Source organism: Amycolatopsis sp. lyj-23, from assembly GCF_046549135.1.
Taxonomy (GTDB): Bacteria; Actinomycetota; Actinomycetes; order Mycobacteriales; family Pseudonocardiaceae; genus Amycolatopsis.
On the sequence record NZ_JAJPWN010000008.1, the window covers coordinates 305667 to 318758 of the forward strand.

The window sequence follows — 13092 nt, forward strand, 5'->3', positions numbered from 1 at the left end:
GGTCAGCGCCGCCGGGACCGCCGGACCAGCACGAGACCGCCGCCGCCGACCGCCAGCACGCCCATGGCACCCGCCGCGGCGAGCGGGCCGTGGCCGGCCGGGCCACCACCGGTCTGCGGCGCACCCGACGGTACCTTCGCCACCTGACGGCGTTCACCCAGGACGGTGAACTTCGCGGTCAGTTCCGCGCCGCCACAGGAGAACGCGACCTGGTAGACGCCGGGCTTCGCGGCCTGCACGGTCGCCGACGCGGCCGCGGCGGGCGCCTTGGCCGGGTCGTTCTGCGGACCGACGCGCCGCAGCGCCCCGATCTCGAGGACCGGGGACGCCAGGTCGCGCGTGCTCGCCGCTTCGCAGCCGAGCCGGATCTGCACCTTCGCGCCCGGGCGGGCCGCGGTCGGCATGACGCGCAGGTAGGCCTTCGGGTTCCCGGCGTGCCCGGCCGGCGTCGCGGCGAAAGCGGCCGGAGCGGACAGCAGCAATCCACCCGAAACGGCGGCGACGGCCAGGAACTTTTGCATTTCCATCCCTTTTCCCTCCCCCGGGGAGTTCTGCTGGGAAAGACGCTCTACCTGCGGCGAGGTTGTCCCGGGCACGAAAAAACCACCCCGGAGTGTGACTCGCGGGGTGGTCGTGGCGGTTTCAGGAAATTCAGCCGGCCATGCTGCCGTCGCCGGCCTTCGCGGCGCCGGAGGGCACCTTCGCGACCTGGGCGGCGGGCACGGTGAACTGCGTGGTGTAGGTCTGGCCGCCGCACGTCACGGTCAGCGGGTACGTCCCCGCCGCGGTGCCGGGCTTCAGCTCGGCGTCGGCGCTGATGTTGGCCTCGGCGCCCATGAAGGGGCCGGGGGTGTAGTTGGCGAAGGTGAGCACGGGCGAGGAGAACGCCGGCGAAGGGCCTTCGCACTTCGCGAGCGCGACGTTCGGCGCGTCGCGGACGTACTTGTCCACCAGCGTCTGGTTGATCGCGGTGTTCACGTTGAGCTGGACCTTGCCCGCGGCGGCGGCCGGCGCCGGGCTCGGGCTGGTGCTCTGCGCCATCGCCGGTCCCGTCAGCGCCGTCGCCCCGAACACCGCTGCCGCAACGAAAAACACCGTCTTGCGCACCTTCACACCCTTCGCGTCCTTCAGCCGTACAACCGACAAGACGCGACGGGGCGCGACGGGTTGCGTACGGGATCAGTCGAGATCGTCGTGGCGCATGAGCTGGCGCCCGGCCTCGGTGATCGAGCCCGACAGCGACGGGTAGACCGAAAATGTCAGTGCCAGGTGGTCCACTGTGAGCTGGTTCTGGACGGCGAGCGCGATGGGAAGGATGAGCTCGCTCGCCTGCGGCGCCACGACGACTCCACCGACGACCACGCCGGTGGCGGGGCGGCAGAACAGCTTCACGAAGCCTCGGCGGAGGCCCTCCATCTTCGCGCGCGCGTTGGTGGCCAGGGGCAGCATGATGGTGCGCGCGGGCACCTCGCCGGAGTCGATCGCCTGCTGGCTGATGCCGACGGTGGCGATCTCCGGGTGGGTGAACACGTTGGCGGCGACGGTCTTGAGCTTGATCGGCGCGACGCCTTCGCCCAGCGCGTGCCACATCGCGATGCGGCCCTGCATGCTCGCCACCGAGGCCAGCATCAGCACGCCGGTGCAGTCGCCGGCGGCGTAGATCCCGGGAACGGAGGTGCGCGAAACGCGGTCGACGGTGATGAACCCTCCGGGGCCGAGCTCGATGCCGACCTTGTCGAGGCCGATGTCCTTCGTGTTGGGGACCGAGCCGACGGTCATCAGCGCGTGGCTGGCTTCGATCACGCGGCCGTCGGCGAGGTGGATCTTGACGCCCTTTTCGGTGCGCTCGACGCGGTCGGCGCGGGCTTGCTTCGCGACGGTGGTGCCGCGCTGGGAGAAGACCTCTTCGAGCACCGCGGCGGCGTCGGCGTCCTCGTGCGGCAGGACGCGGTCGCGGCTGGAGACGACGGTGACCTTGACGCCCATCTCGGTGTAGGCGGAGGCGAACTCGGCGCCGGTGACGCCCGAGCCGATCACGGCGAGGTGCTCCGGGAGCTCCTGGAGCTCGTAGAGCTGGCGCCAGTCGAGGATGCGCTCGCCGTCGGGCACCGCGCCGGGCAGCACGCGCGGGGTGGCGCCGGTGGCGATGAGGACGACGTCGGCCGGCAGCTTCTCGGTGCCGTCCTTCGTCGTGACGGCCACCTTGTGGGTCGCCAGGCCGGGCTCTTCGTCGCAGAAGCGGGCCTCGCCGGCGATGACGCGGACGCCTTCGCGCTGGACGCGGGCGCGGATGTCGGCGGACTGGGCGAGCGCGAGGCCCTTCACCCGGCCGTGGACGGTCGGGAGGTCGATGCTGGTGTCGGCCAGGTCGGTGTTGATGCCGAGCTCGCCGAGGTCGTGCATCTTCGCCAGCGCGCCGGAGCTCGCGATGAACGTCTTCGAGGGAACGCAGTCGTAGAGGACGCAGGCGCCACCCAGGCCGTCCCGCTCGACGATCGTGACGTCGGCTCCGTGCTGGGCCGCGACCAGCGCCGCCTCGTAGCCGGCCGGGCCCCCGCCCATGATCACGATCCTGGTCACCTGGGTCCTCCTCAAGGCAGTGCGTGCGGTGCTCTCACCGTACGCGGCGAAGGTGTCCGGACACTGAAGTGGGCGAACACGGCGAGTGCGTCCACTCGGGTGAGGGAGGTGTCGCTACGCTGTCGGCGTGCCGTTGTATGCCGCGTACGGATCCAACATGGAGCCCGCCCAGATGCTGGAGCGCGCGCCGCACTCTCCGATGGCCGGCACCGGCTGGTTGGAGGGCTGGCGCCTGACCTTCGGCGGCGAGGACCTGGGGTGGGAAGGTGCCCTGGCCACGATCGTCGAGGACCCCGGCTCACGGGTGTTCGTCGTCCTCTACGACGTGACCCCGCTGGACGAGGACGGCCTGGACCGCTGGGAAGGCGGCGAGCTGGGCATCCACTCGAAGATCCGCCTTCGCGTCCAGACGATGGACGGCTCGGTCCTGGCCTGGCTGTACGTCCTGGACGCCTACGAAGGCGGCCTCCCGTCCGCCCGCTACCTCGGCGTCCTGGCGGACGCCGCCGAGACAGCCGGCGCCCCCGCCGACTACGTCGACGACCTCCGAACCCGCCCCTGCTCCGGCATAACCGGCTGACTTCCGGCTCCAATCACGCGAGTTCCGTCTCCAATCACGCGGATGACGGCCCTGATCACGCGAGTCACGCCGCTCGTCGCTTGAAGTGGGTCCGGAGTTCGGCCAGCACCCGGCTCGGGTCCCGGAGGTCCGCCGCCGTCGCCCGGATGGTGACCCATCCTCGGCCGGCCAACCGCTGGTCTCGCTCGGCATCACGGTCACTCCGCTCCTCGTGAGCCGCGAAGCCGTCGTACTCCAGCGCGATGCGCAGCTCCGGCCAAGCCATGTCGAGCACGTACAGGTGGCGACCGTCGATGGTGGTGATCTCGTACTGCGCCTCCGGCACCGGCAACCCGGCTTCGACCACGATCAGCCGCAGGACGCTTTCGGGCGGCGATTCGGCCCTCCCGGTAGCGAGCGCCAGGAGCATGTGCGCCCTGTGGATACCTCGCTTGCTTCTACGGTCCAGGAGGCGGTCACGGACGTTCTCGCGGAGCTTCAGGCAGTGGTCAGAGGACAGACCCCGCATGGCCTCGTCGAGGGCGGCGAACGCTGTTCGCTTGTCCCCGTCACAGAGGAAATCGGCGAGGGCGAGATCGAGGGAAAACACCGCCAACCCGTCGACTTCGACGACATCGAACTCGGTGAATTCGGCCCGGTGGACGATCAATCCCGACCTTGACTCGACGCGCCGGTCGTAGGGCACGGTCAAGTGCACCGTCGGCTCATGAGCAGCCGAAATCCCATGCAGCGCAAGGGAAGTAGCTCCCGACAAAGCCGCCGGTGGACCGACCACGATCAGCGCGGCCTGAGCGAGCGTCGGGAGATTCAGCGCGTCTGCCGCGTGGATGACCGCTCCGCGCCAAGGCTGTGCGAGCACACCCGTCCTGAGCCCTTCGAGCACTGCTCGCCGTCCCAAAACTGCATCAGCTTCGCGACGCGAGACGGCTCCGTGTTGTCCTCCCCAAGTGATCACACCTTCGAGGATGAGGCCCTCCGGCGGTGAGCGGAAGGGCCTCATCCTCGGACTGTGGATAACTCGCTCAGCCTGTGGATAGCTTGGGTACGAAACTCGGGACTCGCGTGATTGGGGACGGGACTCGCGTGATTGGAGCCGGAACTCGTTAGGCGAGGGTGGTTAGGGCTGTGTGGACCAGGGTTCGGACTCCGCAGAGGAGGGCGCGCTCGTCGAGGAGGAACGTCGGGCGGTGGATGTCCGACTGGGGGGCCGGGGGGCCGGGCCAGACGCCGAGGCGGGCGAAGGCTCCCTGGACGTGCTCCAGGTACCAGCCGAAGTCCTCGCCGCCGGATGACTGCTCCGTCTGGGCCACCGCGCCCTCGCCCAGCGCTGCCTCGACGCCGGCGCGCATCAGGGCCGTCGACTCCGGGTCGGAGACCACCGGCGGGACGCCTCGGCGGTAGTCCAGCTGGAAACCCACGCCGGTCGGGGCCAGCAGGGACTCCACCGACGCCGCCACCAGGGGCTCCAGGGCCGTCCAGACCTCGTGGTCGGCCGTGCGCAGCGTGCCGCGCAGGACGCCGTCCTGGGGCACCGCGTTGGCCGCCTGGCCCGCGTGGACCGCGCCCCACACCAGGACGGTGCCGGACCGAGGGTCGACGCGGCGGGAGAGCACCGCCGGCAGGGACGTGATCACCGTGCCCAGTGCGTGCACCAGGTCGGCCGTCAGGTGCGGCCGGGACGTGTGGCCGCCCGGCGACGTCAGGCGCAGCTCGATCAGGTCCGCGGCCGACGTCAACGCGCCCACGCGCATCCCGACCAGGCCCACCTCGAGCCGCGGGTCGACGTGCAGGCCGTAGATGCGCTCGACGCCGTCCAGCGCGCCCGCCGCGATCATGTCCAGCGCGCCGCCGGGCATGACCTCCTCGGCCGGCTGGAAGATCAGCCGGACGCGGCCGGGCAGCTCGGGGGCGCCGGCCAGCGCCCGGGCCGCGCCGAGCAGGATCGCCGTGTGGGCGTCGTGGCCGCACATGTGCGCCGCGCCCTCGGTCGTCGACGCGTAGGGCAGGCCGGTCGCCTCCGTCAGCGGCAGCGCGTCCATGTCCGCCCGCAGCGCCACGCACCGCTCACCACTGCCGATGTCGCAGACGACGCCGGTGCCGCCCGGCAGCACCCACGGCTTCAGCCCGACCGAACGCAGCAGCGTGACGACCAGTTCCGTGGTCGCGAACTCGTGCCGTGACAGCTCGGGGTGCGCGTGGATGTGCCGCCGCCAGGCCAGCACGTCGGTGGCGTTGGCGCGCAGCCAGTCGTCCAGCCAGAACGGGCCGCGGCCCGCACCAAGGTCCTCCACGGGAGCCATGCTTACGCCGGCCTCGGAAATGAGCGCCTCGGACCCCTCCATGGGGTTGATGATGCGCCCATGGGGGTCGCCTGGAACGTCCGGTCGTGAGTCCAACACCGTCACGCCGCACCTCCTCCCGCAACACGGGTAACCCGCGCAGCGGCTGGGGTCACGCTTCGTGCCGATCGATCTGTCGTACGCATTTGCAGACGATCGTGCACCATGCAGGCGGCAAGCCGCGCCTCGAAAACGGCCATCCGAGACGGCCGGTACCGGATCTGCGTTGAACGGCGAACTCAGTTCGGCAAAGCCGAAGGCCTCAGGACCCCTTGGCCCGCTTCGAACGGATCTTGCGCCCCCAGATCACGATGGCGAGCAGGACGACCGCGAGCAGGCCCGCGATCAGCTTGTTCCTGGTCTTCTCGCTGTTCGCCTTGTCCGTCTGGGCCGGGTCGAGGACCGGCCCCGGCGGCTGGGTCTCCGCCGGGCGCAGCCCGAGCGGTGCCTGCGCCACGCTCACCGTGACGACAGCCGGCCGAGCGGGCGCGGCGAGCGCCAGTGCCGGTGACGCGGTGAACAGCACCGCACCGAGCAGCCCGACCAGGACCAGACCCCGCAGTTTCGCCATGTCATCCCTTCGCCACGACCAGGCATTCTGCCCGCGGACGGCTCGCGCGTCAGCCACTGAACGCGTCGAGGATCCGCTGAGCACCGAGGGTAGCCGTCAGTTCACCGTCCCGCACCGCCCGTTCGACGTCGGGAACGACCGTTCGCACGTCCGGATGCGCCGCCAGCCGACCCAGCAGCTGTTCGCGGACCATCGCCCAGGTCCAGTCGACCTGCTGCTGCCGCCGCCGGGCGTCGAGTTCGCCGGACGCCGTGAGCGTGTCGCGGTGCTGCTCGATCGCGCCCCAGACCTCGTCGAGCCGCAGGTTGTGCAGGCCGCTGCAGGTCAGCACCGGGGGCGTCCACGACGCCTCGGGCCCGTAGATCATCCGCAGCGCGCCCGCCAGCTCACGGGCCGCCCGCTTGGCGTCCCGTTCGTGGTCGCCGTCGGCCTTGTTGACGGCGATGACGTCGGCGAGCTCCAGCACGCCCTTCTTGATGCCCTGGAGCTGGTCGCCGGTGCGGGCCAGCGTCAGGAACAGGAAGCAGTCGACCATGTTCGCCACGGTCACTTCGGACTGTCCGACCCCGACCGTCTCGACCAGCACGATGTCGTAGCCGGCCGCTTCCATCAGGACGATCGTCTCGCGGGTCGCCCGCGCGACCCCGCCCAAGGTCCCCGACGTCGGCGACGGCCGGATGAACGCCCGCTCGTCGACCGCCAGCCGCGCCATCCGGGTCTTGTCGCCGAGGATCGACCCGCCGGTCCGCGTCGACGACGGGTCGACGGCCAGCACGGCCACCCGGTGCCCGGCCGCGGTCAGGTCGGTGCCCAGCTGGTCGATGAATGTCGACTTGCCGACCCCGGGCACACCGGTGATGCCGACGCGCTGTGCCCCGCCGGCCGCGGGCAGCAGCTCGACGAGCAGCTCCTGCGCCAGCGCCCGGTGGTCGTCCCGTTGCGACTCGACCAGCGTGATCGCCTTCGACAGCGTTCCGCGGTCACCCGCCAGGACGCCCTTGGCGTAGGCGGTGACGTCGATCTTCCGCGGCAACGGTCAGGACTCCTGCGCCGACAGCTGGCCGAGCAGGTCGATGGCCGCGTCCGCGAGCACCGTGCCCGGCCCGAAGATCGCGGCCGCGCCGGCCTCGCGCAGCGCCGGGTAGTCCTGCGGCGGGATGACCCCGCCGACGACGACCATGATGTCCTCGCGGCCCAGCTCGGCCAGCTCGTGCCGCAGCGCGGGCACGAGCGAGAGGTGCCCGGCGGCCAGCGACGAGACGCCGACGACGTGCACGTCCGCCTCGATCGCCTGCCGCGCGACCTCGGCCGGGGTGGAGAACAGCGGGCCGACGTCGACGTCGAAGCCGAGGTCGGCGAAGCCGGTGGCGATCACCTTCTGGCCGCGGTCGTGGCCGTCCTGGCCCATCTTCGCGACGAGGATCCGGGGACGGCGGCCCTCCTCCGCGGCGAACTCGTCGACCAGCTGACGGGCCTTCTCGACGTTCTGCGTCTTCCCCACCTCCTCGCGGTAGACACCCGAAATCGTCCGGATCTGGCCGGAGTGCCGGCCCCAGATCTTCTCGAGCGCGTCGGAGATCTCGCCGACGGTCGCCTTCGCGCGAGCCGCGTCGATGGCCAGTTCCAGCAGGTTGCCGCCCTGCTGGGCGCCCTCGGTGAGCCGCCGCAGCGCGTCTTCCGTCGTGGCGGAGTCGCGTTCGGACCGCAGCCGCCGCAGCTTCTCCAGCTGCTGCGCGCGGACACCGGCGTTGTCCACTTTCAACACGTCGATGTCGATGTCGTCGGTGACCTGGTATTTGTTCACGCCGATCACCGGCTGCCGCCCGGAGTCGATCCGCGCCTGCGTGCGCGCGGCGGCCTCCTCGATGCGCAGCTTCGGGATGCCCGCGTCGATCGCCTTGGCCATGCCGCCGGCCTGCTCGACCTCGCTGATGTGCCCCCACGCCTTGCGCGCGAGGTCGTAGGTCAGCTTCTCGACGAAAGCAGACCCACCCCACGGGTCGATCACGCGCGTGGTGCCGGACTCCTGCTGCAGCAGCAGCTGCGTGTTGCGGGCGATCCGCGCGGAGAAGTCCGTCGGGAGCGCCAAAGCCTCGTCCAACGCGTTCGTGTGCAGCGACTGCGTGTGGCCCTGGGTCGCGGCCATCGCCTCGACACAGGTCCGGACGACGTTGTTGTAGACGTCCTGCGCGGTCAGCGACCAGCCGGACGTCTGAGAGTGCGTACGCAGCGAAAGCGACTTCGACGACTGCGGGTTGAAGCCCTTCACGAGCTTCGCCCACAGCAGGCGCGCCGCGCGCAGCTTCGCGACCTCCATGAAGAAGTTCATGCCGATGGCCCAGAAGAACGACAGCCGCGGCGCGAACTTGTCGACGCTGAGCCCCGCGTCGACCCCCGATCGGATGTACTCGACGCCGTCGGCCAGCGTGTACGCCAGCTCCAGGTCGGCCGTCGCGCCGGCTTCCTGCATGTGGTAGCCGGAGATGGAGATCGAGTTGTACTTCGGCATGTGCTGCGAAGTGAAGGCGAAGATGTCGGAGATGATCCGCATCGACGGCTGCGGCGGGTAGATGTAGGTGTTGCGGACCATGAACTCCTTGAGGATGTCGTTCTGGATGGTCCCCGCGAGCTGCTCCGGCTTCACCCCCTGTTCCTCGGCCGCGACGACGTAGAGCGCCAGCACCGGCAGCACCGCGCCGTTCATCGTCATGGACACCGACATCTTGTCCAGCGGGATGCCGTCGAAGAGCTGGCGCATGTCGTAGATGGAGTCGATGGCGACGCCCGCCATGCCGACGTCACCCGACACGCGCGGGTGGTCGGAGTCGTAGCCGCGGTGGGTGGCCAGGTCGAAGGCGACCGAGAGGCCCTTCTGGCCGGCGGCGAGGTTGCGCCGGTAAAAGGCGTTGGATTCCTCGGCGGTGGAGAACCCGGCGTACTGGCGGATGGTCCACGGCTGGTTGACGTACATCGTCGGGTACGGCCCGCGCAGGAAGGGAGCGATGCCGGGGTACGTGCCGAGGAAGTCCACATCGGACAGGTCGGCGGCGGTGTAGACCGGTTTGACGCCGATGCCCTCGGGCGTCTCCCAGGCCAGGGCGTCCGGGCCCTTTCCGGTGGCGTCCTCCACCGCGCGCGCCCACGCGTCGCGGTCGCCCGGCGCCGGCGTGCCGAGGTCGAGACCGGCGAAGTTCGGGATGCTCATCGCGTGACTCCCAGCTTGGCGTGCAGGCCGTTGAGGACTTCCAGGGCGTCGCAGCCGGCGAAGACGTTGCCGTCCACGCCGTCGTAGGTTCCCTTGCCCGCGAGCAGGACGTACTCGGCGCCCAGGGACGCGGCGACGTCGGCCGCTTGGGCCGCGTAGGCGTCGTCGGTGCCGCAGAGGCAGGCGATCTTCGCGCCGGACGCCCGGAACGCGCCGGGCAGGTCGTCGGTCGCGCCCGGGTTGACGGCTTCGATCCCGCCCGCCTGGAACAGGTTGGCGGCGAACCCGGCGCGCGCGGTGTGCGCGGCGACCGGGCCGAGGGTCGCGAGGAAGATCTTCGGCCGGGAGCCGTGCGAAGCGAGGTAGGCGTCCGAAGCATCGCGAAGCGCCTCGAAGCCTTCGGCGTACCGGTGCCGGGGCAGCCCACCTTCCACAGTGGACGAAACCGGCTCCCGCACCACCGGCTTCTCGGCCAGGTTCGGGAACTCGCTGACGCCGGTGAGCGGGTCACGCCGGGTGGCGATCCGCTTCGAACGCTTCTCCCACGTCGACGCGAGCCGCTCGGCGAGCGCGCCGGAGGCCAGCGAAGCCACCAGGCCGCCCTCGCCCTCGATGGCGGTGAACTCGGCCCAGGCCGCGTGCGCGAGGTCGTCGGTGAGCTTTTCGACGTACCAGGAGCCGCCCGCCGGGTCGGCCACGCCGGCCAGCTTGGACTCCTCCAGCAGCACGGCGTGGGTGTTGCGGGCGATCCGCGCGGAGAAGGCGTCGGGACGGCCGATGGCGGCGTCGAACGGCAGCACGGTGACCGCGTCCGCGCCGCCGACACCCGCGCCGAAGCAGGCGACGGTCGTGCGCAGCATGTTCACCCAGGGATCGCGCTGGGTCAGCATCGACGGCGACGTCACGGCGTGCTGGCGCATCGGCGAGGTGAAGCCGCAGACCTCGGCGACGCGGGCCCACAGGCGGCGCGCCGCGCGCAGCTTCGCGATGGTGGAGAACTGGTCGGCGGTCGCGGCCAGCCGGAACTCCAGCTGCCCGGCCGCGGCCTCGGCGTCGAGCCCGGCGTCGGTCAACGCACGCAGGTAGGTGACGCCGGCCGCGACGAGCGCGCCCAGCTCCTGCGCGTCCGACCCGCCCGCTTCGTGGAACGGCAGGCCGTCCGCGACGATCGTGCGCACCTTCGGGTACTTGCCGGCGACACGCGCGGCGAGCGCGGCCGCCGGTTCCAGCGCGACGGCGGAGCCGGACCGGGCCGCCAGCCCGATCGGGTCGGCGCCCAGCACGGCGGTGGCTTCGCTCGCCGGGATCTCGCGCTCGGCGAACAGCGCCAGCAACTCCGAAGCGGCCTCTTCGTACGACGGACCCGCGTCGAGCACGACCGGCGCCAGGTCGAGGTAGACCTCGTTCAGCGCGTCGGCCAGGGCCGGGGGCGGCACCGAGAGCCAGATCGACGTCACACCGCCCTCGAGGTCGGCCAGGATCGCCTTGTTGACCTCTCGCGCGTCCGAACCGGTGAACCGGGCCCGGACGTCCCAGCCGGTGCCGACCCGGCCGTCCGGCCGCGACCCGCGCACGTACGGCGGCAGGCCGGGGAAGCCGATGTCGCCGGGGACGTCCTCGGCGGTGTACAGCGGCTGGATCTCGATGCCGTCGTAGGTCCGCGTGACGAGCTTGCTCTCCGGGGCGCCCGCGAAGTCCTCCGGCAGCTTCCCGCTCTTGCGCAGCACGCCCGCGACCAGCTCCTGCCACTGCTCGCGGGTCGCCTGGGGGAACTCGGCCGCGAGGTCGAGTTCGGAGATCGGCACTGATTCCGGACCGGCCACTTCAGTCATAACCTGTGATGGTAGAGGCACTCGCCGCGCTCGACCTGTGAGTCTGGTCGCGCCGGGGCAGGGTTGGGGGCCTGAACGCGCACGCTGCGTCGAGACGGCCGGTCGCGTACGACACAATTGGCGCGTGCCCCCCTCCAGCGAAGAGACACGAGTGGTCGCCGGTCGCTACCGGCTGCGTTCGGTGCTCGGCTCCGGGTCGATGGGCACCGTCTGGTCGGCCTACGACGAGTTCCTGCACCGGCAGGTGGCCGTCAAGGAGATGAAGGTGCCGCCGGGCATCCCGGCGACGCAGGCGGACGAGCTGCGGGAGCGCACGCTGCGCGAGGCGCGCGCGATCGCCGTGCTCTCCCACCCCAACGTCATCATCCTGCACGACGTCGCCCGCGAGGACGACCAGCCGTTCGTGGTCATGGAGCTGCTGCCCTCGCGCAGCCTGGCGCACATCCTGCGCGACCACGGGCCGCTGACCGTCGGGCAGGCCGCCGCGGTCGGCATCGCGGTGGCGTCCGCGCTGGAGGCCGCGCACTCCGCCGGGATCACCCACCGGGACGTCAAGCCGGGCAACGTCCTGGTGGCCAGCGACGGCCGGATCAAGCTGACCGACTTCGGCATCGCCCGCAACGTCTCCGAGGCGACCATGACCCGCACCGGGATCATGCTCGGCTCGCCCGCCTACATCGCGCCGGAGGTCGCCTCCGGCGGCGCCGTCACGCCGGCCGCGGACCTGTGGGGCCTCGGCGCGACGCTGTTCGCCGCGGTCGAGGGCGCCCCGCCGTACGACGCCGACGGCGACCCGCTGGAGACGGTCGGCAAGGTCGTCAACGGGAAGGTGCCGCAGCCGACGGCGGGCCCGCTGGCCGACGTCATCGGCGCGCTGATGAAGAAGGAGCCCGGACGGCGGATCACCCTGCGCGAGGTCCGGCACCGGCTGTACCCGCTGCAGACGAAGACGCCGCTCGACCTGTTCGGGCCCCAGCTGTTCCACACCCCGGACGGCAAGAAGACGTCCGCGCAGCCGGACGCGACCGACACGCAGGTGATCAAGACCGTCCTGCCGGAGAAGGCCAAGGCGGAGAAGAAGGCCGAGGCGTCGAGCAGCGAGCTCGCCGCCGACCCGGGCCCGCTGCCGTTCCTGCGCCCGCCCACCGCGCCGCCGGCCGCGGACCCGCCGACGGTGTTCGTCCCGCCGCCGCGGGTGGGCCGCCGCAGCTCCACGGCCACCGCCGTGCTCGTCGCGGTGGCGATCCTGCTCTTCCTCCTCGCCGCGGGCGGCGGGTTCGCGCTGGCCAGGGCGGTCGGCGGCCAGTCACTGCTGCCGCCGGCCGCGGCTCCGCGGAGCACGTCGAACGGCGTGACCGAGGTGCCGCCGCCGTCGCTGGTGCAGCAGTCCGGCGACGCCAGCTACGTGACCGGCAACGGCGGGCAGTTCGGCCTCCAGGTGCCGGAGGGCTGGCAGAAGTTCGTCGCCCCGCACACGACCACGAAGTTCGGGGCGAGCACGGCGGTCCAGTACGTCTCCCCCGACGGCCGCCGGTCGCTGCGGGTGGAACGGCTGGCGAAGTACTTCGCCCAGTACCCCGACGACGGCGAGTACATCACCTGGCTGAGGGGGTCCTACCCGGGCAACGCGTTCGTGCTCGACGGCCCGGTCCCGCTGCCGGGCGGCAAGGGGTCGACGCTGACGTACCGCCTGGCCGAGGGCGGCACGCTGCCGGAAAGCGACGGCAGCGGCGGCACGCGGGTGACGTTCGTGAACCTGACCCAGGCGGGGACCAGCCTGTGGATCCTGTCCGTCACGGTGCCGGCCGAGCAGGAGAACTCGGGCCGCCGGGACGTCTTCGACCGCGTCGCGCCCACCCTGAGCGTCTCGGACTGAGACCTGGTCCCAGAACTCAAGGGTGTGTCACTGCGTAACCTGCCGGTCCTGGTCCTCGAGCCTGGGCAGGGGATGAACGAGCACTCTCGTCGAGCAGTGATCAGCCATC

General features: G+C 71.3%; 11 protein-coding genes. 2 read left to right on the top strand and 9 right to left on the bottom strand.

The genetic code is table 11. From position 1 onward, the window contains the following. Positions 1-2: 2 nt before the first annotated feature. The 3 genes from ACLJPY_RS21870 to ACLJPY_RS21880 form a co-directional block, all read right to left on the bottom strand. Positions 3-527, bottom strand: coding sequence for a hypothetical protein (locus ACLJPY_RS21870; protein WP_410591021.1), 525 nt, complete (start codon positions 525-527; stop codon positions 3-5). Between the two features lie 124 nt (positions 528-651). Then, positions 652-1107 carry a hypothetical protein gene (locus ACLJPY_RS21875; RefSeq protein WP_410591022.1) on the bottom strand — a complete coding sequence of 152 codons (456 nt, stop codon included), beginning with the start codon at positions 1105-1107 and terminating at the stop codon, positions 652-654. Between the two features lie 72 nt (positions 1108-1179). Beyond that, positions 1180-2580, bottom strand: coding sequence for an NAD(P)H-quinone dehydrogenase (locus ACLJPY_RS21880; protein ID WP_410591024.1), 1401 nt, complete (start codon positions 2578-2580; stop codon positions 1180-1182). A gap of 127 nt (positions 2581-2707) precedes the next feature. On the opposite strand from ACLJPY_RS21880, the gene ACLJPY_RS21885 reads away from it, so the two are divergent. Then, positions 2708-3160 carry a gamma-glutamylcyclotransferase gene (locus tag ACLJPY_RS21885; protein WP_003083647.1) on the top strand — a complete coding sequence of 151 codons (453 nt, stop codon included), beginning with the start codon at positions 2708-2710 and terminating at the stop codon, positions 3158-3160. Between the two features lie 64 nt (positions 3161-3224). On the opposite strand, the gene ACLJPY_RS21890 is transcribed toward ACLJPY_RS21885, so the two are convergent. The 6 genes from ACLJPY_RS21890 to ACLJPY_RS21915 all read right to left on the bottom strand — a co-directional run bounded on the left by ACLJPY_RS21890 (position 3225) and on the right by ACLJPY_RS21915 (position 11107). Next, entirely contained in the window at positions 3225-4058 is an 834-nt protein-coding gene (locus ACLJPY_RS21890; protein WP_410591254.1) for a DUF559 domain-containing protein, read from the bottom strand. A gap of 205 nt (positions 4059-4263) precedes the next feature. After that, entirely contained in the window at positions 4264-5565 is a 1302-nt protein-coding gene (locus ACLJPY_RS21895; RefSeq protein WP_410591027.1) for an amidohydrolase, read from the bottom strand. Positions 5566-5761: 196 nt separating this feature from the next. Next, the gene (locus ACLJPY_RS21900; RefSeq protein WP_410591028.1) at positions 5762-6070 is read right to left on the bottom strand and encodes a hypothetical protein; all 309 of its coding nucleotides are present in this window, start codon (positions 6068-6070) and stop codon (positions 5762-5764) included. A 49-nt stretch (positions 6071-6119) separates the two neighbouring features. Further along, positions 6120-7103 carry a methylmalonyl Co-A mutase-associated GTPase MeaB gene (gene meaB, locus ACLJPY_RS21905; protein ID WP_410591030.1) on the bottom strand — a complete coding sequence of 328 codons (984 nt, stop codon included), beginning with the start codon at positions 7101-7103 and terminating at the stop codon, positions 6120-6122. 3 nt (positions 7104-7106) lie between these two features. Further along, positions 7107-9275 (bottom strand): methylmalonyl-CoA mutase, encoded by a 2169-nt coding sequence (gene scpA / locus ACLJPY_RS21910; RefSeq protein WP_410591031.1) that lies wholly within the window; start codon positions 9273-9275, stop codon positions 7107-7109. After that, positions 9272-11107: a methylmalonyl-CoA mutase family protein gene (locus ACLJPY_RS21915; RefSeq protein WP_410591032.1), complete on the bottom strand. Its 1836-nt coding sequence runs from the start codon at positions 11105-11107 to the stop codon at positions 9272-9274. The genes scpA and ACLJPY_RS21915 overlap by 4 nt, the downstream gene beginning before the upstream one ends. Before the next feature lie 151 nt (positions 11108-11258). Here ACLJPY_RS21915 and ACLJPY_RS21920 point away from each other — a divergent pair, with 151 nt between their 5' ends. Then, on the top strand, positions 11259-12983 hold the full coding sequence (locus ACLJPY_RS21920; RefSeq protein WP_410591256.1) for a serine/threonine-protein kinase: 1725 nt from the start codon (positions 11259-11261) through the stop codon (positions 12981-12983). The last annotated feature ends 109 nt before the right edge of the window (positions 12984-13092 follow it).

Coding starts and splice junctions, on each gene's coding strand:
- ACLJPY_RS21900 (WP_410591028.1), bottom strand. CDS start 6,070: ATGGCGAAACTGCGGGGTCTGGTCCTGGTCGGGCTGCTCGGTGCGGTG.
- ACLJPY_RS21870 (WP_410591021.1), bottom strand. CDS start 527: ATGGAAATGCAAAAGTTCCTGGCCGTCGCCGCCGTTTCGGGTGGATTG.
- scpA (WP_410591031.1), bottom strand. CDS start 9,275: ATGAGCATCCCGAACTTCGCCGGTCTCGACCTCGGCACGCCGGCGCCG.
- ACLJPY_RS21915 (WP_410591032.1), bottom strand. CDS start 11,107: ATGACTGAAGTGGCCGGTCCGGAATCAGTGCCGATCTCCGAACTCGAC.